The organism is Pseudomonadota bacterium (assembly GCA_039196715.1).
Taxonomy (GTDB): Bacteria; Pseudomonadota; Gammaproteobacteria; order CALCKW01; family CALCKW01; genus CALCKW01.
Map to the genome: position 1 here is coordinate 1 of JBCCUP010000003.1, position 19,501 is coordinate 19,501.

At 67.5% G+C, this 19,501-nt stretch carries 18 protein-coding genes; 7 read left to right on the forward strand and 11 right to left on the reverse strand.

What is annotated here, in order from left to right:
• Positions 1–243, reverse strand: a 243-nt coding sequence (locus tag AAGA11_02100; protein MEM9601631.1) for a hypothetical protein, incomplete at its 3' end; no start/stop codon positions are given.
• Positions 244–252: 9 nt separating this feature from the next.
• Between AAGA11_02100 and AAGA11_02105 the strand changes: the two genes are divergently transcribed.
• The 4 genes from AAGA11_02105 to AAGA11_02120 all read left to right on the forward strand — a co-directional run bounded on the left by AAGA11_02105 (position 253) and on the right by AAGA11_02120 (position 5,028).
• Positions 253–930: a hypothetical protein gene (locus AAGA11_02105; protein ID MEM9601632.1), complete on the forward strand. Its 678-nt coding sequence runs from the start codon at positions 253–255 to the stop codon at positions 928–930.
• A gap of 88 nt (positions 931–1,018) precedes the next feature.
• Complete coding sequence (gene recQ / locus AAGA11_02110; protein MEM9601633.1) at positions 1,019–2,842, forward strand: DNA helicase RecQ; 1,824 nt, start codon at positions 1,019–1,021, stop codon at positions 2,840–2,842.
• A 189-nt stretch (positions 2,843–3,031) separates the two neighbouring features.
• On the forward strand, positions 3,032–3,535 hold the full coding sequence (locus tag AAGA11_02115; GenBank protein MEM9601634.1) for a GTPase domain-containing protein: 504 nt from the start codon (positions 3,032–3,034) through the stop codon (positions 3,533–3,535).
• On the forward strand, positions 3,532–5,028 hold the full coding sequence (locus AAGA11_02120; GenBank protein MEM9601635.1) for a HAMP domain-containing sensor histidine kinase: 1,497 nt from the start codon (positions 3,532–3,534) through the stop codon (positions 5,026–5,028). Before AAGA11_02115 ends, AAGA11_02120 begins: the two co-directional genes overlap by 4 nt.
• 68 nt (positions 5,029–5,096) lie before the next feature.
• Here the strand turns inward: AAGA11_02120 and AAGA11_02125 are convergent, their stop codons facing one another.
• The 10 genes from AAGA11_02125 to AAGA11_02170 form a co-directional block, all read right to left on the reverse strand.
• The gene (locus tag AAGA11_02125) at positions 5,097–5,462 is read right to left on the reverse strand and encodes a response regulator (GenBank protein MEM9601636.1); all 366 of its coding nucleotides are present in this window, start codon (positions 5,460–5,462) and stop codon (positions 5,097–5,099) included.
• Between the two features lie 22 nt (positions 5,463–5,484).
• Positions 5,485–6,699 (reverse strand): hybrid sensor histidine kinase/response regulator, encoded by a 1,215-nt coding sequence (locus AAGA11_02130; protein ID MEM9601637.1) that lies wholly within the window; start codon positions 6,697–6,699, stop codon positions 5,485–5,487.
• A gap of 264 nt (positions 6,700–6,963) precedes the next feature.
• Complete coding sequence (locus AAGA11_02135) at positions 6,964–10,311, reverse strand: DEAD/DEAH box helicase (protein ID MEM9601638.1); 3,348 nt, start codon at positions 10,309–10,311, stop codon at positions 6,964–6,966.
• A gap of 44 nt (positions 10,312–10,355) precedes the next feature.
• Positions 10,356–12,083: a BatD family protein gene (locus AAGA11_02140; protein ID MEM9601639.1), complete on the reverse strand. Its 1,728-nt coding sequence runs from the start codon at positions 12,081–12,083 to the stop codon at positions 10,356–10,358.
• On the reverse strand, positions 12,083–12,805 hold the full coding sequence (locus AAGA11_02145; GenBank protein MEM9601640.1) for a tetratricopeptide repeat protein: 723 nt from the start codon (positions 12,803–12,805) through the stop codon (positions 12,083–12,085). Before AAGA11_02145 ends, AAGA11_02140 begins: the two co-directional genes overlap by 1 nt.
• Positions 12,806–12,810: 5 nt before the next feature.
• A complete protein-coding gene (locus AAGA11_02150; protein ID MEM9601641.1) occupies positions 12,811–13,788 on the reverse strand; it encodes a VWA domain-containing protein in 978 nt (325 codons plus the stop codon).
• Positions 13,785–14,747, reverse strand: a complete 963-nt coding sequence (locus AAGA11_02155; GenBank protein ID MEM9601642.1) for a VWA domain-containing protein — start codon at positions 14,745–14,747, stop codon at positions 13,785–13,787. Before AAGA11_02155 ends, AAGA11_02150 begins: the two co-directional genes overlap by 4 nt.
• Positions 14,740–15,288 carry a DUF4381 domain-containing protein gene (locus AAGA11_02160; protein MEM9601643.1) on the reverse strand — a complete coding sequence of 183 codons (549 nt, stop codon included), beginning with the start codon at positions 15,286–15,288 and terminating at the stop codon, positions 14,740–14,742. Before AAGA11_02160 ends, AAGA11_02155 begins: the two co-directional genes overlap by 8 nt.
• Complete coding sequence (locus AAGA11_02165) at positions 15,285–16,163, reverse strand: DUF58 domain-containing protein (GenBank protein MEM9601644.1); 879 nt, start codon at positions 16,161–16,163, stop codon at positions 15,285–15,287. Before AAGA11_02165 ends, AAGA11_02160 begins: the two co-directional genes overlap by 4 nt.
• Complete coding sequence (locus AAGA11_02170; GenBank protein MEM9601645.1) at positions 16,160–17,122, reverse strand: MoxR family ATPase; 963 nt, start codon at positions 17,120–17,122, stop codon at positions 16,160–16,162. Before AAGA11_02170 ends, AAGA11_02165 begins: the two co-directional genes overlap by 4 nt.
• A 225-nt stretch (positions 17,123–17,347) precedes the next feature.
• Between AAGA11_02170 and AAGA11_02175 the strand changes: the two genes are divergently transcribed.
• The 3 genes from AAGA11_02175 to AAGA11_02185 are packed head-to-tail and all read left to right on the forward strand — an operon-like array spanning position 17,348 to position 19,487.
• Complete coding sequence (locus AAGA11_02175) at positions 17,348–17,788, forward strand: flavodoxin domain-containing protein (protein MEM9601646.1); 441 nt, start codon at positions 17,348–17,350, stop codon at positions 17,786–17,788.
• Complete coding sequence (locus tag AAGA11_02180; protein MEM9601647.1) at positions 17,785–19,038, forward strand: valine--pyruvate transaminase; 1,254 nt, start codon at positions 17,785–17,787, stop codon at positions 19,036–19,038. The genes AAGA11_02175 and AAGA11_02180 overlap by 4 nt, the downstream gene beginning before the upstream one ends.
• A complete protein-coding gene (locus AAGA11_02185) occupies positions 19,035–19,487 on the forward strand; it encodes a GNAT family N-acetyltransferase (protein MEM9601648.1) in 453 nt (150 codons plus the stop codon). The genes AAGA11_02180 and AAGA11_02185 overlap by 4 nt, the downstream gene beginning before the upstream one ends.
• The last annotated feature ends 14 nt before the right edge of the window (positions 19,488–19,501 follow it).

A 19,501-nucleotide genomic window follows, 5' to 3' on the forward strand; every position in this document is an offset into this window, starting at 1 on the left:
GATGGCGGCGATGGCGGCGATGGCGGCGATGGCGGCGACGGCGGCGATGGCGGCGATGGCGGCGATGGCGGCGATGGCGATGGCGATGGCGATGGCGATGGCGGCGGCGATGGCGATAGCGGTGGAGATGGCGGCGGCGGCGGCGATGGCGATGGCGGCGGCGATGGCGATAGCGGTGGAGATGGCGGCGGCGACGGCAATGGCGATGGCGATGGCAGCGGGGGTTCGACACCCGACCAGCACGCCGCAAGCGTGGCCGTGTTGGGCGCCGGCACATCACTGGTCAACAGCATCGACTGGGTCGACGCCACGCTCGACGCGTCAGCGCCAGGGAATAACGCCTGCGAGACGGGCGGCGGCGTGGTGCGCGGCAGCCAAGGTCACACCACCACGTTGCACTACCACGGCTGCACGGCAACGCTCGGCGGCCAAAGCGTCACCTTGCGCGGTGAAGCGCACACCAACTGCGTCGACCACAGCGGCGCGTGTGTCTACGCCCTGACAGGCCTCGGTATTCGCGTGTCGGACCTCGACATCGAACTCACCGGTGACGCACGACGGATCGATTCCGACAGCGCCCGCAGTCTCGACGGCAGCGCACTGTCGGTGACCACCAACGGCAGCTCGGCGCAACTGAACGGCTACACGCTGCACCACGACGCCGCAGGGCTCGATGCGCTCGAGGGCCATTTTCACCACAGTGGTATCGCCTACACACTCGATTCGAGCACCGCGCTGTCTCTGCCGACGACAGGCTGTCTGCAGTCGGGCGAGGTGCGACTGACCGATCCGACCACCGGCACGGTCACGATCACCCCGTACCCCGGCGGCAATCTGTCCGTGGCGTCGCCGACGGGCAGCAGCACGCTCAACTGCAGCGAGGTCACGCCCTGGCCACCCCGGGCAGCGGCGACGCCGGGCCTTCGCTGAGGCCCATCGGGCGGCGCTGAGACACCGGACCGGGCGGCGAGCGCGTTCGACCGGTTTGCTATGATGGGGCACCCTCTGCCCCGAACCCGTGCCCGTGTCCGCGCTCGCCTCTCACTCTGCCGAACAGGTCCTGCGCGACGTCTTCGGCTTCGATCACTTCCGCCCCTTGCAGGCCGAGATCGTCTCGCACGTGGTGGAGGGCAAGGACGCCGTCGTGTTGATGCCCACCGGTGGCGGCAAGAGCATCTGCTACCAGGTGCCGGCGCTGGTGCGTGCGGGCGTCGGCGTGGTGATTTCGCCGCTGATCGCGCTCATGCAGGATCAGGTCAGTCACCTGCAACAGCACGGCATCGCGGCGGGGTGCCTGAATTCGTCGCAAACGCCGGAGCAAAACCGCGACGTCCTCGCGCAGCTTGAGAGCGGCACCCTGAAACTCTTGTACGTCGCCCCGGAGCGGGTCGTGCAGGACGCCACCCTGGCGCTGTTCGACCGCCTGGAACTGGCGCTGTTCGCCATCGACGAATGCCATTGCGTGTCGCAGTGGGGTCACGACTTCCGTCCCGAGTACGCGCAACTCGATGTCCTCGCAACACGCTACCGGGGCGTGCCTCGCATCGCCCTGACCGCCACCGCTGATCGCACCACGCAGGGCGACATCCGCGCCCGCTTGCAGCTCACACACGCCGAGACGTTCCTCAGCAGCTTCGACCGCCCCAACATCCACTACCAGATCGAGGCACGCCACAGCGGCATCGAGCAGCTCACCCGCTTCCTGAGCGAAGAACACCAACAGCACTGCGGCATCGTGTACTGCCTGAGTCGAAAGAAAGTTGACGACACCGCGGCGAAACTGGTCGCCCGGGGATTCAATGCCCTGCCCTACCACGCCGGGCTCGACGCCCAGGTGCGTGCTGACCACCTCGAACGCTTCCTGCGCGAAGACGCGGTGGTGGTGGTCGCCACCGTGGCCTTCGGCATGGGCATTGACCGGCCCGACGTCCGCTTCGTCGCCCATCTGGACCTGCCGCGCAGCATTGAGGCCTACTACCAGGAGACCGGCCGGGCCGGACGGGACGGCCTGCCCTCTAGCGCCTGGATGGTCTACGGCCTGCAAGATGCGATGACCCACCGGCAAATGATCGACGGCGGCTCGGATTCCGCGCAACAGCACGTGGAACGGGCGAAGCTCGAGGCACTGCTGGGGCTCTGCGAGGCGACCACCTGCAGACGCTGTGCGCTGCTGAGCTATTTCGACGAGACGCGAAGCGAGGCCTGCGGCAACTGCGACAACTGCTGCTCGCCACCTGAAACCTGGGACGCGACAGACGCCGCGCGGATGGCACTCTCCTGTGTGTACCGCACCGGTCAGCGGTTCGGCGTGGCCTACGTGATCGATGTCTTGCGCGGTGAAGGCGGCGAGCGCGTGCGGCGACTCGGCCACGACACGCTCTCCACGTTCGGCATCGGCAACGACATCAGCACCGCCGAGTGGCGGAGCGTGTTCCGGCAGCTGATTGCGCTGGGCTACCTGCACAGCGACAGCGCCCGCATGGGTGCGCTGGTGCTCGACGAGAGCGCCCGGCCCCTGCTGCGCGGCGAACACACCCTGGCCTTGCGGCGCGACGCGGTCGTCAAGCGGGGCCGGCGGCGACGCGGCGGCCGTTCGGCCACACCGGCGCACATCGACCCCGACCTCTGGGCCAGACTGCGCGCCCTGCGGCTCGATCTGGCCGCCGTGGACGACGTGCCCGCCTACCGCGTGTTTTCCGATGCCACCCTTGCGGAACTGGCCAGCGCCCAACCCACGCACCTGGCAGACATGTTGGGGGTTTCCGGCGTGGGTGACGCCAAGCTCGACCGCTACGGCGAGGCCTTCGTGTCGTTTTTCAGGTCACACAAATTGACCACTTGAAGTGGCGTAGCCGACCACCCGCGCCACCGCCCCGCGGCCAGGGCGCAGCCCGCTTTCGACTGGACCAATGTTTGCTGTACCCCAAGGCAGCAGCACGGGGCGCGTCGCTCCGTCACGAGGCACCAGGATTCCAAGCGTGCAGCACGCCAAGACGTCATCACTGTGGTACACCCTGACCGGGAGGACGGCATGAGTCCGCGCCCGGCAAAAATACTGCTTCTGGGCGCACCGGACGCCGGCAAGACCGCGCTGGCCCGGCAGCTCAAGTTCCACCGCTTCTGGGCCGACCGGACTGAACGCGACCTGCCCTGGTACGAGATCACCACCCTGGTGGACGGCAAGGCGTTGCCGCTCGTGCTCTGGGACACGACGCCGACGCTGGACGACACCGCCGACGCACGCGCCTCGATGCGCGGTGCTGACGCTGCCATGGTGGTGGCCGACACGCAGTGCCACAACAGCGTCTCCCGCATGCTGGAGATCGCCTCCGACTTTCGCGACTCCCTGCCCGGGAAACCGCTCGCCTGCGTGCTCAACAAGATCGATCTGCAGCCGCCGAGTGACTTGCTGGTCAACAGTGCAAGCCGGCATGCCGATTTCGTCACCTTCTGCAGCGCGCGCACGGGCCAGGGCACCGCGGCCACCTTGCACCGCATGGCCGCAGCGATCTACCGGCGCAACACCTCGGTATGAGCGTGCAGTCGGCCCAGGGCGCTGAGAGCTCGCTGGCCAGCCTGGCCTACGCCGACGCACAAGGCCGTGTCACCGAGACCCGCGGGCCGCTGAGCCACTGGCTGCGGGTCGGCGAGGTCGTCACCGAGAGCAACCCGGCGTTGATCGGCCAGGAGGACACCTTTGCCGAGCTGATCCTGTCGCCCGACGACGTGCTGACCTTGACCGACATCAGCTTCAGCGGACCGGACCAGGACGCGTTTTTCACCATCCGGGTGTGGTGGGAGCAAGCACACGAACGCTTCGTGATCGAAACCGCGGCGGTCGACGATCCGGGCCATCGGCACACCGACAGCGTCCGCGCGGAGCGCGCCGCGCAGTATGACAACCAGCTGCTCGAGCTCGAGCGCGAGCACTTCCGCACCATTTACGAACACAGCCCGCAGCTCGCCGTGTGTCTGGCACGCGACGGCACGGTGGTCGCGGCGTCCCACATGCTGCGTGACCGGTTTCTGCAAGGCGTCGACCCGGCGGATGAGCGTGCCCTGCTGCACGTGTTGACCAACCACCGCATCTGGACCTCGCTGTGGCGCGGCCGGGAACCGATCGGCTTCCCGATTCGCGCCTGCGACGTGGATGGCCACCGATGCGATCTGGAGGTGTCGGCACTGGCGGCCCGCCACCCGAACCAGATGCGCGAGGAGGTCTACTTCACGTTGATCGACATCACGGAGCGCAACGCATCACGCATCGCCCTGATGGAGCGCAGCGCCGATCTCGAAACGCTGAGCAAGCGCCTGCAGGATTCAAACAAGAAGCTCGACCAGTTTGCGTCGGTCGCTGCACACGACCTGCTGGCGCCGCTTCGGCGCATCGCGGCGTTTGCCGACATGCTCGACGACGAGTTGGGTCAGTCGGAGCACGACTCCGTGTTGTACGCCTTGAATGCAATCCGCCGCTCCGCGACGGCGGGTCAGCGCCTGGTGGAGGACATCCTCCAGCTGTCGCGCATGTCGAGCCTGGATCCGCGCCTCGAGCCGTTTGACGTCGCGACCGTGTTTGCCGAAGTCTCAGCCGAATTCGAGGACAGTTTGAACGAGATCGGCGGCACGGTGGTCTGCGACGGCGAGCCGCTCACGGTCGAAGGGGATGCGCGCCTGGCAAAGCTGATTCTGCGCAACCTGCTGTCGAACGCCATCAAGTACCGCCAGCCAGACCGGCCACTGGGTATCCGATTTCGGCAGTCGACGACCGGCACGCCACACGCGCGTCTGGAACTGATCGACAACGGGGTCGGTATGGATTCGAGCCAGGCACAACACGCCTTCGACCCGTTTGTGCGGCTGTCGGAGAACAGCGATGTGCCGGGCCACGGCCTCGGTCTCGCGATCGCCGAAGAGGCGGCCATCGCCATGGGATGGCACGTGTTCGCCCACTCCGAGCCCGATCAGGGCACACGCATGGTGGTCACGGCACCCTTGCCCAGCGCCGACGCGAGCCGCGCCCGAGACTGATCGACAGCCGACACAACAGCCTGCCTTGTCGCGCAGTCTCGACGGGCATTCGGTCAGGGACCCGCGCGTCAGGCGGCGAGTGCGGACTCGATGTTGTTCACCAGTTCACTGGCCAGAAACGGCTTCTCGAGGAACCCGGTCGCACCGAGCGCCGAGGCCTGCTTGCGCAACCCGTCGCGCCGACTCGCGGTGATGAACATGAAGGGAATGTGCTCGGTCTCCGGCGACTGGCGGATGCGCTCGGCCACCTGGAAGCCGTTGCCGGCGGGCAGGTTGATGTCGATGATGACCATATCCGGTTTGGCACTGATCACCTGAGACTGGGCGAGCGCGGCGTCGTAGGCAAAGGCGACGCTGTAGCCCAGCGCCCGCAGTCGTGCGTTGAGCGCCTTGGCAATGTTCCGATCGTCCTCGATCACCAGGATCTTCTTCATCTTTGCCTCCTCGAACTCCGTCTCAGGCCGCTCGCCGCCCCTGGCGGTCGACCGGCATCGTGAACATGAACGTGCTGCCCTTGCCCAACTCGCTGGACACGGTCAGCTCGCCGCCGTGCTGTGATACCAACTGCCTTGCAATCGACAAGCCCAAGCCCAGTCCCTGCCTGGCTTGCAATTCATCACCGTTGTGTTTCACCTGGTAGAGGCGGTCAAACACGAGCTTCTGGTCTTCAGCCGAGATGCCGCAACCCGAATCAGTGACAGCAAACCTGAGACACCTATCGGCCACGCCGCTGTCAACTTCAATGTCCACGCGCCCGCCCTCCGGGGTGAACTTGATCGCGTTGGAGAGCAGGATCGTCATGATCTGCAACACCCGGTGTGCGTCGCAGTAGGCATCGGGTAGCGCCGTCTGGCAGTGCACAGTGAGCGTGATACCGGCGCGCTCTGCCCGCCTGGCAAACTGGCGCTGCAGCTTCTCGACAGTGTCGGCCATCGAGACCGCCTGGCAATCCAGGCGAAAACTCCCGGTCTCGAGCGCGACGGAGTCCGTGAGGTCGTTGAGGTGACCGCAGAGGGTGTCGCAGCTCTCGAGTGCGCTCCCGAGGAATTCGGCCTGCTCGCCGTTCAGCTCGCCACAGACGCCCTCCTGCACCATCGACACGAACTCGCGCAGGGCAGTCAGCGGCGACTTCAACTCGTGCGACACGCTGTGGTAGAAGCTCTTGATCTCGTCGTTCTGCTTCTGCAGCTTCTGGTTCGCGGCCTCGAGGTAACGCCGGTGCGAGACCAGCTTCTTGCGCAGCCGACTCTTCTCGACGGCGTTGCTGATCGACCGGCCGAGCGAATCGACCGAGACGCTGGATTTCTGCAGGTAGTCCTCCGCGCCGTGCTTCATCAGCTCCGAGGCGTTCTCCACCGTGCCGTAGCCCGTGAGAATCACGACGGCCGGGTGGGTATCGGGGTTCAGGCTGACCATCTGGTCCAGCACTTCGAGGCCGGTGAAGTTGGTCAAGTGGTAGTCGAGCAAGACGCAATCGAATTTCTCGCTGTCGTACAGCGCCAGCCCTTCCTGTGCGGTGTTCGCCTCGACCACGTTGAACACCAGACGCTCGTGCATCGACAGGCAGCGGCGGTAGATTCGCCGGTCCATGTCGTTGTCGTCGATCATGAGGACCTTGATCGTCATCAGGTCCAACACGTCGTCAACGAATTCGGGGTCTCGCGTCAGCATGCAATCGCTCTTCTCTGCCCACCAATACCGCGTGCGGCGCCACGGCAATCAGCCAATCGGATCGAGGCCGGGGCTTCCACCCCGGTCGCGGAGCCCGTGGAAGCGCGGCGTCTCGGCGGCCTCATGACCGCGGATACCCCTATACAGCGGATGCGGCAGGCAGTTACTTGAGAGAATTGCGATCAAATGGCGACGCAGAGCGCGCCCGTGGCTGCGAATCGGACAGCACCACGCGACGAGGAAGCAGTCTGTGGCCGCGGGGGATCAGCCGGCGACCGGTTGCAGCAACTCGATGACCTGCTCCTCGGTCAACTCGGTTGGCAGGGCGTCACCCTGCTCCACCAGGCCGGTGGCGAGCGCCCGTTTTCGCGCCTGGAGCTCGAGGATTTTTTCCTCCACCGTCGAGGAGGCGATCAATCTGTACACAAACACCGTTTGCGTCTGACCGATGCGGTGTGCCCGGTCGATCGCCTGTTGCTCGGCGGCCGGGTTCCACCAGGGGTCGAACAACACCACGGTGTCCGCCCGCGTCAGGTTCAAGCCCACACCGCCGGCCTTCAGGCTGATCAGGAACACCCCGACCTCGCCGGACTGGAAGCGGTCGATCAACTCCTCCCGGCGGCGACTGCGTCCGGTGAGGCTGACGAAATCGATCTGCCGCTCGCGCAGGGCGTCGCCGATCAGGTCGAGCATCGAGGCGAACTGCGAGAAGACCAGCACGCTGCGTTTTTCCGCCTGCAGCGTTTCGACCAGTTCGAGCAAGTGCTCGAGCTTGGCTGACCCGGCCGCATCGCGCTCACCGTAGCTCGGCGGCAGCAAGCGTGGGTCACAGCACGCCTGGCGCAGTTTCAGCAAGGCATCGAGCACCATGATCTGGCTGCCGGCGAGCCCCCGGCTGAACAAGGCGTCGCGCACCCGGCTCTCCATCAGCGCCCGCACCGCCTCGTACAGCGCCTTCTGCCTGGACGTCAACTCGAGCCGTTGCACCATCTCGTTTCGCGCCGGCAGGTCACGTGCGACGACGTCCTTGGTGCGACGCAGAATGAACGGCGCCGTTCGCCGTCGCAGTCGCGCCAGGGCGCCGGTGTCCGCCTGTTTTTCGATCGGGTCACGAAACAGCCGACGGAAGGTTTCCTTGTCCCCGAGAAACCCCGGCATCAGGAAGTCGAACAGCGCCCAGAGCTCACCGGTGTGGTTCTCGACCGGTGTCCCGGAGAGGCAGAGCTTGCGCTCGGCGCGCAGCTCGCGCACGGCGCGGGCTGTCTTGCTGCCCGGGTTCTTGACCCACTGGGCCTCGTCCAGCACCACCAGCGCCCAGGGCTGGTCGGTCAGTGCATCGACGTCCCGCTGCACCACGGCGTAGCTCGCAATGGCAATGTCACACTCGTCGAGGGCTGCGTAGCTCGCCTTGCGGTCCGGCCCCGAGAGCACGACGACCGCAAACGAGGGCACGAAGGCTGCACACTCGCGTGCCCAGTTGCCGACCACGCTGGTCGGTGTGACCACCAACACCGGCCCGCGCAACCGTCCGGCCTGGCGTTCGTCCAGGACATGGGCGAGGGTCTGAACGGTTTTGCCAAGGCCCATGTCATCCGCCAGGATGCCGCCCATGCCGGTGTCGGCGAGGAAGGTCAGCCAGCCCAGTCCCTCGCGCTGGTAGGGCCGCAACTCGGCTTGAAACCCCGGCGGGGCATCCCGTTCGGCGGTGGCGGCATTGGCGCGCAGTGCCGTCGCGAGCTGCTGCAGGGCGGCTGGCGGCCGCCAGGGCCGCGTCGGCAGCTCGTTGAGCACGGCATCGAGTTGCGCGTAGCCAGCGCGCGGCAGTTGCATGCGCGTCTCGACATCGGCGAGCACGTCGGCCAGATTCACCACGAGGGGGCGTAGCACGCCCGCGGGGATACGCAGTTCGCGCTGGTCCACCACACCCAGCGACACAGGCGCCCCGTCGTCGAGTTGCTCGAGTGGCTCGGTGCGCAGGCCGTGCTGCTGCAACCAACGCGCCAGCAGCGGCAACAGCGGGATCGACTCCTCGCCGACGTCCACGGTCAGGCCGACCGAGAACCACCCCGCCGCATCACCAGCCTGCTGAAAATCGACGTTCAGGTCGACAATGTCGTGCCGTTCGAAGCGAAGCTCGTCGGGCAGCTCAACCCGCCAGCCCTGCTCGATGAGCTTGGGCACCGAGACGGTCGAGAACTCGACCCAGCCGGGGTGATCCGCCCAGACCGGGGGTTGCGCGTGCAGCGGCACGAACACCGCCGGGGTGTCAAACACCGGGGCACTGTCGGTGTCCCGCAGGTGCGCTGCCACGTCCTCGGCATCGAGCAGGCGCCCGTCGGGCAACACCAGCGAGAGGTCCGCGTGGTCGAGCGCATCGCGCAGCCAGGCAATCTCGGCCTCGCGGTCGCGCGCCTGCCAACGGCGTTTGTCCGGGTCGTAGCTGCGTTCCCGATCGACCTGCAACGGCAAGCTGCCGATCGGGTAATCGACGGTGGCGTGCAGCGCGTACCCCCGACCGGGTTCACTGCGGGCGACGAGGGCAGCGCGGCTGGCCCGCCCCGGCAGGGTTTCGGCGTCCCGTGCCTGCGCGGAGAGCGCGAGGACGAGCTCGTTGCGACAGATGTTCGGGATCTGCGCTTCGACCAGGCGCCGCTGGTCCGGGTCGAGCAACGGCAACTGCATGATGTCCTGTACGTTGCGCTCGGTGAGGCTTGTTCGCACCGGGCCCACGCGCCCGGCGAGCCGGTCGACGTACCAGAAGCCGTTGTCGCTGCGCACCAGCCTCAAACGCTCGCCGAGCGCCGCACCACCGAGTTTCAGGCCGAGCCGACCGCCGGCGTCCGAGACCCACGCCGGTTCCAGGGTCCGCACCCCGCCGTCGACCAACGGCCGACCGGCGTCGTCGATTTCACCGATGCCGAGCGCGAGCAGGCGCCGCAGCACCGTGGCCACCAGTGGCGGCGGCAGGCGGCAATCGAGCTGGCGGCTGTTGTAGAGGCTGCCCTGCAAGCTGATGAAGAGATCGAGCAGCTGCAGCTGCTCCTCGGGCAGCTCGGTGTCCAGAGGCCGCGCCAACGCGAGCTTCTTGCCGCGGCTCCATGCGCCGCTCTGCAAGCGGGAGCAGACGCGACCGGAGATGCGAACGGCGACGATGGCACTGCCCGGTTCGAGCGACAGCGCAAACTTGAGCGTGGCACGCGCGGTGTCCGGCGTGTTCGTATCGCTCTGCTCCAGTGACGCCAGCACATCCAGGACATGCGTCACATCGCGGTCGTCGCGGGGTTGCAGTGCGGTCTGCCCGTCGAAGGCCCCTTCGAGCACCATGTGGCCGAAAAACGCCGCCGCAACGTACTTGTTTGGCGCCGCCTCCACTCCGGCGGCGCTCTGGGGCACCACACGCGTGCCCGACGTGTCGGTTTCCACCCGGAGGCTGACGGTGTGGGTCTCGTCGCCGCGCACCGTGGCGACGATCAGCGATTCGTCCTCACTGCGCTCGAAGCGCACGCGGCCCTGCTCGAAGTAGGCGATGCCACGCCGCAGCACTTGCGGGTTGAAGTGCAACCCCACCTCTGACATGACACCGAGTAAGGCGTCAATTTCAGCCTGCTGCACGAAGGTGCCTCGAGAGCGTTAAACCGGACATGTTACCGTTTTTTTCAGTCTGCAGAGTGTGCCGCGCTGTCCCACGCCGCACCGAGCGACGGCAGGGCACCGGCCGACCGCTGTTCGGGCGTCGGCGCCGTGTGTTGCACCGGCACGCGCGCGAGATCACGTGCCAGTGTTGGGTCTCGCCACGCCCCGTCACTCGCTGCGTGCAGGGCGCGGTCGAGAGCGCGCACGCGGTCTGCCAGTGCTCCGTGGCGGCCAAGCCGGTCGGCCACGCCTTGCAGCGAGCGTGGCCTTGCCACCGGCCAGACCCGAGACGCCCAGTGCAACAGCGCCTGCTCGGCCGATGTGCGGTCACCGTGTCGCATGGCCCGGGCGAGCACGCGGCGCGCCGCATGTGGGCTGTCACGGTACCGACGCCACAAGCGGCGGCCGAAGAACGCACAGCCGACGGCCCCCGCGACGAGCATGACCACGGGCGCCGCGCCGGCCAACAGCGACGCCCAGTCGATGGCGGAGAGCCGCTGCCAGACCGTGGCCCGTGCCGACGGCGCCGGCACCGGATTCGGCGTCGCCGCCGTCGACTCGCCCGCGTCCGGTTGGGCTGGCGTGGGCAGCGCCGGCGAAGCCTTGTCGGCCGCGTGGCCCACCGCCGGTAACACGGCGAGGCTCGGCACGGTCACCGTCGTGCGTTGTGTTGCGTTGTCGGTGGTGCTCCACCACGCAACCGTCAGTGGCGGCACAGCCAACTCGCCGCTCGCGGTGGGCACGATCTGGTGTCGGACCCGCCGCTGCCCGACCAGACCGCTGGACAGGCTCTGTTGACCGGTTTCAGACCGCCCAGGGTAGCGTTTGGCATCCATGACCTCCGGCAACGGCAACTCCGGCAGCAACGACGCCTGGACGCCGTGGGCCGTGAGCACGATCTCCAGCGTCACAGGGTCGCCCACCCGCACCGCCTCGGCCTCTCGCCAGTTGGCGGTCAGGCTCAGCGTGGCGGCAGGCAGCCACCAGCCGGCGTCCACCGGGGCGGGTTGCACGTCGAGCTGCACGCGCTCGCTGCGCAGTCGAATCTGCCGTGTGCGGCGGTTGAAAAACGAGGTGTTGTCGGTGTCGGCAGCCACCCTCGCCAGCAGGCGAACCGGGTCGAGCGTGATCTCGCCGCTGCGCTGCGGGAACAGCGCGTAGCGCCGTTCGTGGACATCCCACGACAGGCCGTCGCGCGTTTCCCGATAGCTGCGGTCCGTACCCAGCCGTTCGAGTGCAACACCGTCGGCGAGCGGCTCGGTCAGGCTGCCGTCGATCACCGGCGTGCGCTGAAAAATGCGCACGGTGTAAAGCACCTGCTGTTGCACCCAGGGTGTCGTCGTGGACACCTCGACCTCGATGAAATGGCTGAGATCACTCGGGTCGAGCGCGTCGTTGCGCACGACCGTCAGTGTCTGCGGTTCAGACACACTGCCGTTGAAACTCAGGCTTGGCACCACCAACTCGCCGGTGCGGAGCGGTGCGAGCTGCAGGGTGAGGATCTGGCGGACCCGGATTTCACCGTTGACGATGCGGGTGTGGTGACTTCGCGAACGCCCGACAATGTCGAAATCCGCCGATAACGGCGACATGTCGGGTTCCAGCTGAGGCTCACCGCTGTACGCGAGTGTCAAGGCGACGGTCTCGTGCTCCTGGATGCGTGTGGTGTCGAGCTGGGCGACCAGCGCCGGTGACCCGTGGGCGAGCGTGGCCCACCACACCGTCGCAACCAGCGTGACAAGGCCGCGCATCACCACGGTCTTGGCGCGTCGGTCGCGCCGCCATGGCGACGCTGGTGTTCACGCACGATGCGGGCCCGCAGCAGCCCGGCCGGATCATCCGGCACCCGCCGCAAGAGCTGGTCGGTCGCTTGCTGCGATTCGCGCTCGGTGCGGGCATCCTCCGGCGCCGGCACAGGTTCGGCACCGTCCGCGTCGGGCGGGGTGCCCTCGTCGGGCGAGGGCTGCGGCGGGCTGTCGCCGCTGTCCTCGGCCTCGCCGTCTCCGTTCGGGTCCTGTGCCGTCGCCGCCGAGGGCGTTTCAGATTCACTCGCCTCGCCGCCCTCGCCCGATTGCGGCTCCGACGGTGCCTGTTGTTGCAAGGCCAACAATTGCTCCGCAATCGCTTTGTTGTGTGCTGTGTCTGCCGGTGGGTGCGGAAGTTCCATCGCCCGGTCAAACGCCTGTATCGCACGCGTGTAGTCACCGAGCCGGGTCAACGTCGTGCCAAGGTTGTATTCACTGGCCGCATCGCCCAGCGACTGCCAGATCGCCAATGCACCCGCTGTGTCACCGGCGTTGTGCAGCGCCATGGCCCGGTGCGGTGCCGACTCGAACACCTGCGCAGCGGCCTCGGGCTGGCCCTGCCGCATCAGTGCCTGTCCGGTTTGATCGGGCCGCGCAAACGGGCTCGCTGCCACCACACCGGTGCAGATCAGCACCAGCAGCGTCGTCACACGCTGAGCGGCGGCCACCCGGCTCACACCACCACCCCCCGACGGGCCAGCGCGCAGACTGGCAGCAATGCCAGCCAGAGCAGCCATGCACCGTCGTCGCGCCAGAGCGTCGCTGTGTTAGCCTCGCGGTTTCCAGCCGCACTCGCCCCGGCTGCGGACAGCACGCTCTCCACCGCCACCGCTCCGTGGTCAAGTCGGACCACGCGCCCGCCACCAGCGCGGGCCAGCGCCGCGAGGCTGTCGTGCGCCGGGTCTACGGACACCGGCGCCCCGGCGGCGTCCCGAAGCACACTCTGCCCGATCGGCACAGTCACCGTAGACTCCGTCCCCACCGAGACCACGCTCACCGACACCCCGTTGCGGGCCATGCTCGCAGCGCGCGCAACGGCGGCGTCGGATGCCGCACTGTCGCTGATCAGCACCACATCGCCGGCACGCGCATAGGCCTGGGCAATGACCTCCTCGGCACGCGCCAGGGCCCCGTCCACATCGGCCCCCTGCGCCGGCACCATGTGCGGGGTGATCAGAGGCACCATGTGGGTCAGCGTGCTGGTGTCGTCGGTCACCGGCGTCAGTGTGTACGGGTAGGCCCCGAATCCGATCAAGGCCACAGGGCGGTCACGCGATTGCTCGAGCAGATCGAGCAGTTTCAACCGGGCCTGCGCCATCCTCGACGGTCGCAGGTCTGTCGCCGCCATCGAGCGTGACATGTCGAGCACGAACACCCGCACCCGGCCTTCGCGATCGACCGGCACCTCGGTCTTCGTCCAACTCGGTCCAGACAGCGCCACCACGCAGATCAGCCCCAACAGCAGCAGCATCAACACCGCACTCAGACTGCCGCCACTGCGCTTGGCCAACATCGGTTGCAGCAAGTGCGCGTCGACAAACCCACCCCAACCGCCGTCCGCTCGTCGATGCAGCCAGAACAGCGCGATCCAGAGCAGAGCCACCGGGGCCAACACCAGCCAGTCGGGCCGCAGGAACTGGGGCGCGCTCATACCGCGCTCCACCAACGCAAGGCCAGGCCGAGCGAGAACAGGCCCAGCGCAGCGCCAAGCGCGAGATGGAACAGCGGTTGCCGCGGTTTCACCAACGGCGCATCGGCGTTGCTAGGCTCGAGTCGGTCAATGCGCTCGTACACAGCCGTCAGGTCATCGGTGTTCGCCGCCCGAAAGTACTGCCCCCCGGTGCGTTCGGCGATTTCGACCAGTGCGTTTTCATCGATGGGCGTGCTGTTGACGCGACTGCCGAACAGCGGTTGTTGTGCGCCACCGACGCCGATCGTGTGCACCCGCACGCCGAACCGCGTGGCCAGCGTGATTGCGTCGGCCACCGACAATTCGCCGGAGGTGTTGCTGCCGTCGGTCAACAGCACGATGACGCGCGCGTCCACCGGCCGGTCCTTGAGCCGCTTGATCGACAATCCGATCGCGTCGCCGATCGAGGTCGAGCGCCCCGCCAGGCCGACAATCGCATCGCGCAGGAACCAGCTCACGCTGTCGAGGTCGAACGTGAGCGGCACCTGCACATAGGCGCGTTCGGCAAACACGACGAGGCCAACACGGTCACCGACGCGGCGACGGGTGAAATCGCTGGCAACCTCACGCACCGCGGCTATGCGGCTCATGCGACGACCCTGCCAGACGAAATCGCGCTCCTCCATGCTGCCCGATATGTCCATGGCCATGATCAGGTCACGGCCTGTCTGAGGAAGCGCAAGCGTGTCTCCAAGTCGGTGGGGTTGGCACAATGCGCCGACCAGGCACAGCCAGGCGAGCACGATCAGCAACGCGCTGCTGCGACCCCGCAAGGAGACACCCGAGGTGACAAAAACGCCTGTGCGCGGCACGCGCAAGGCAACCACCGAGCCCGCCGCGGGGCGCGTCAGGCGCCGCACCAACCACGGCAGTGGCAACACCAGCGCCGCCAGCGGCAATCCGAAGTGCAACTCAGCCACGGCGAAGTGCGCCAGCGGTGGCGCTGCCCACCCGTGCGGTGTTCGGCGCACGGCGAACACGGCGCAACAACGCACGCGCGAGCGCGATCAGCTCGCGCACGTCGGCCTCCGCCGGTTCGTCTGCACGAAACGGTTGTTCGACGAGGCGGCGACCGGCTCCGTGCGTAAACGCGTTGCTGCCGCTGAGTCGGTCGAGCATATCCAGCCAGGCTCTGCCGTGCACGCGCGCAACCGTGCTTCGCCCGAGCTGCAATATGGCGATGCGGCGCAGCAGCACCGAGACCCGGGACACGAGCGACACGTGCGAGACCCCGCTGTCGAGTTCGCGTTCAATCCGGTCCAGTTCGGCGTGTGCCTGTCGGCGCCACCGGCGCTGCGCCACGGCGTCACGGTAACGGCGGACGGCCCAGACCACCGCGATCAACAGCAAGCCGCACAGGGCCCACCAGCCCCAGGCGGGTGGCCACCAACTGATCGCGGGCGGCGAGGCGAGGTCGGCCAGCTGCGCCAGCAGGGCTGCGGTGTCCGGGCTGCCGTTCACGTGCCGCGGCCCGTGGCGAGCAGACGCCGCAGCGCCTGCGGGTCACCGTCAACCGTCGACACCTGTGCGTAGCGGTGCGACGGGCGAGCGCACGCAGACTCGAGCGCAGCGACCTGCGCAGCATGGCGGTCGGCATGCTGTTGACGGGCGCGCCGAGTGACGGCCAGACGGCGCTGGCCTCGGCTGTCGCGTACCCAGGCGCTGCGCGTCGGCAGGGCGCTGTCGAGCGGATCCACCAGGTGCCAGCAGGTCACCGATACGCGTGGCGGCAGCACGGGTTCACCGTCGGCAAAATCGCTGATCACGTGCCAATCCGCTTTGGACGCCACACCCCGCCCGATGCCGCGCAGGCTGTCAGCCAGTGTTTGGGTTTCCGCCTCGGGCGCGGCCGCATGCCTGGCCACAAGCGCGTGGCAGAGCCGCCGAACACCGGATTCCTGCGCCACGTCCGCCAGACGTTGGACGTGATTGTCGGTGAGGATCCAGGCGCCGACGCGGTCGCCCGCCTGCCATGCCCGCCAGCCGAGGCCAGCCGCGAGGCGCGCGGCCAGAACCGATTTGAAACAGGTCCGGGTGCCGAAACGCAAGGCACGGCGCAGGTCGACCATCAAGTACACCGCGCGCGCGCGCTCGTCCTCGAACACTTTGACGTGGGTTTGCCCTCGACGCGCGGTGACCTTCCAATCGATTGCCCGGACCTCGTCACCGGGCTGGTAGCGCCGCACCTCGGCGACGTCCAGCCCGCGCGACACCGCCGTGTTGACCGACTGACCGTCGGTTCGCGGGCGGTTTTCCCCAGCACGCGGTGTGTGGCGCAGACCCCGCATGGCGATCAGCTCCGCGAGTGACACGTCCACGCCTACACGGTGTGTCACGGCACGGACACCGCGTCCAGCACGGCGTCGACCACCGCGTCGACGGTGAGCCCCTGGTCCTCGGCGTCGAAGTCGAGCGCGAGGCGGTGCCGGAAGACGTCGTGCACCACAGCCTGAACGTCAGCGGGCGAAAGGTAATCACGCCCGGCGAGCCACGCGTGGGCGCGGCTTGCAATATCAAGGGAGAGCGTAGCCCGCGGGCTGCAGCCGTAGGCGAGCTGCTCGGCGAGCTCGCCCTGGCGTGTCGCCGCGACCAGCGACACCATGTAACGTTTCATGTTGTCGTTGACGTTCAGCGCCAGTACCTCCGCACGCGCGGCCTCAACGTCCGCGAGTCCGACCAGTGGCGGCGTTGCGCTTCGCCCGGGCGAGGTCACCTCGCCCCGGTCTTCGGCGCGCACCAGATCGAGAATGCGCAACTCGTCGGCAACCGAGGGGTAGTCGACTGTCACGTGCAGCAGGAAACGATCGAGCTGGGCTTCGGGCAAAGCGTAGGTGCCGGCCTGCTCGAGTGGGTTGCGCGTTGCCATGACCAGAAACGGGGACGGCAGGCCGTAGGTCTGGTCACCGACCGAAATGTCCCCTTCCGACATGGCTTCGAGCAGGGCCGACTGCACCTTGGCCGGCGCGCGGTTGATCTCGTCAGCGAGGATCAGGTTGTGGAACAGGGGCCCGGCCTTGAACTCGAACTCACCGGTCTGGTTGCGGTAGATTTCGGTGCCGGTCAGGTCGGCGGGCAAGAGATCCGGGGTGAACTGGATCCGCTGAAAGTCCCCTTCGATGGCGTCGCCCAGCACCCGGATGGCCCGCGTCTTGGCCAGGCCTGGCACGCCTTCAACCAACAGGTGCCCGTGCGCCAGCAACGCGATCAGCAGACGCTGCACCAGCGCCGCCTGCCCGACCACGCGGGTGGCGAGGAAGGTGCCCAGCTCGGCGAAAAGGACTTGATGGTGTGTCACGGTCAGCGTCTCGAAACAGTCTGGGTTGCGGTGCAACAGCCGCACCGGTGCTCAATCGGCCAAGTATAGCGCCGCGCGCTTGGCCGGCGGCCTGTCCGAAACCGCCGACTTTGACGTCTTTGGCGCGCGCACGTTCCCGAATCACGTAGAATACCGGCCCCGCGCCGGGTGGCCCGCAGCGCGCACACGCAACCCATCACCCACCGACAATCTCGCCAACCCACTATGTCCCAGATCGCCATCTTTGCCGGCACTGTCTACGGCAGCGCCCAGTTCGTCGCCGAGGAAATGGCCCAGTCCCTGACCGACGGGGGCCACGACGCCACCTTCATCGAACAGGCCGAACTCGACGCCATCGGCACGCACCACGACACCCTGGTGGTCTGCACTTCGACCACCGGCAGCGGTGACATCCCGGACAACCTGCAGCCGTTCGTCACCGAGCTCAAGAACGGCCCCGACTTGTCGGCGTTGCGTTTCGCTGTGGTGGCGCTCGGCGACTCCTCGTACCTCGACAGTTTCTGTGGGGCGGGCCACACCGTGCACGCCGCGCTCGAGGACTGCGGCGCCGAAGCGCTGTCGAGCCCACTCGAGATCGACGCCTGCGAGGTGGACACCCCCGAAGACGTCGCCCTGCCCTGGGTCGAGGACCTGCTCAAGCCGTGACCTACAGATTGAGTGCGTTTGGCGAACGGTTCGACGACTCGCTCGGCACGTTGAGCCTGATGAACGACCTCGGTGATGCCACCGAGAGCCACGACACGCTGATGCTCGGTGGCGGCAACCCGGCGCGGATTCCCGCCGTGGAAGCGCATTTCGGGGCCGCGCTGAACCGCTTGGCGGCCACGCCGTCTGCGTTCGCCGACCGCATGGCCGCCTACGCGGATCCGGCCGGCGACCGTGACTTTCGTCGCGCGGTGGTCACGCTGCTCAATCGGGAATACAGCTTTGGCCTGGGGCTCGACAACGTGTGCCTGACCAACGGCAGCCAGAACGGGTTCTTTGCGGTGATGAACCTGCTCGGCGGCCGACGTCAGGACGGCAGCCTGCAACGGATCCTCCTGCCGATCACGCCGGAGTACCTCGGCTACGCCGACCTCTGGGTCGGCGATCCGGCCTTTGCCGCGCACCGCCCCACTGTCGAGTTGCTCGACGGCCGGCTGTTCAAGTACCACGTGGACTTCGACGCCATCGACGTGGGCGACGACATCGGTGCGCTGTGTCTGTCTCGCCCCACCAACCCGACCGGCAACGTCGTCACCGACGACGAACTGCGTCAGCTCGACCGCATGGCGCAGTCCGCACAGGTGCCGCTGATCGTGGACTGCGCCTACGGCGACCCGTTCCCCGGTATCACGCGCGGCGGCGTGACACCGGTCTGGAACGACAACACCGTCCTGTGTCTGAGCCTGTCAAAGGTCGGCCTGCCCGGGGTCCGCACCGGCATCGTGGTCGCCCACCCCGATCTGGTTGAGCGGGTCGCTGCGATGAACGCCGTGATGAACCTCGCACCCGGCAATTTCGGCCCGGCCCTGATGTCCGCCAGCGTGCAGTCGGGCGCGATCCTGTCGCTCGCCCGAGAGCACATCCAACCGCACTACCGCACGCACTCGGAGCGGGCGATGTCCGCCCTGCTGGAAGCGACACGCGGCACGCCCGTTCGTCTGCACAAGCCCGAGGGCGCCATCTTCCTCTGGCTCTGGGCTCCCGAGCTGCCGACCACGGCCCACGCGCTCTACCACGAGCTCAAGGCCCTCGGCATCGTGGTGGTCGCGGGCCACCATTTCTTCCCCGGCCTGGACGACTCCTGGCCGCACCAGCACGAATGCCTGCGCATCAGTTTCGCCTCCGGGGCCGACGCCGTCGAGCGTGCCGCCCCCCGGATCGGTGACGTCCTCCGGCAGCGCTACGCATGAGCCTGTCCGTTCGACCCGCCACACCCGACGACGTGGCGACGCTGGCGCAGTTCAACGTCGACATGGCACTCGAAACCGAGCAGCTCGCGCTCGACCCCGCCACGGTTCACCGAGGCGTCGCGCGGCTGATCGATGCACCACAACGCGGCTTCTACCGGGTTGCCGAGCACGGCGGATGCGTGGTCGGCAGCCTGATGGTGACGTCCGAGTGGAGCGACTGGCGCGACGGCGACATGTGGTGGATTCAAAGCGTGTTCGTGGCGCCCGAGGCACGACGGATGGGTGTGTTTCGCGCGCTCTATACGCACGTGCTCGACGCGGCGAAGCGGGACGCGGACGTGCGCTGCGTTCGGCTCTACGTCGAAAAAGAAAACCGCAGCGCGCAGGCCACCTACGCCCGACTCGGCATGCTCGAGACCGCGTACCGGGTATACGAAATCGGCGCGTGACCGCCGCCGCAACA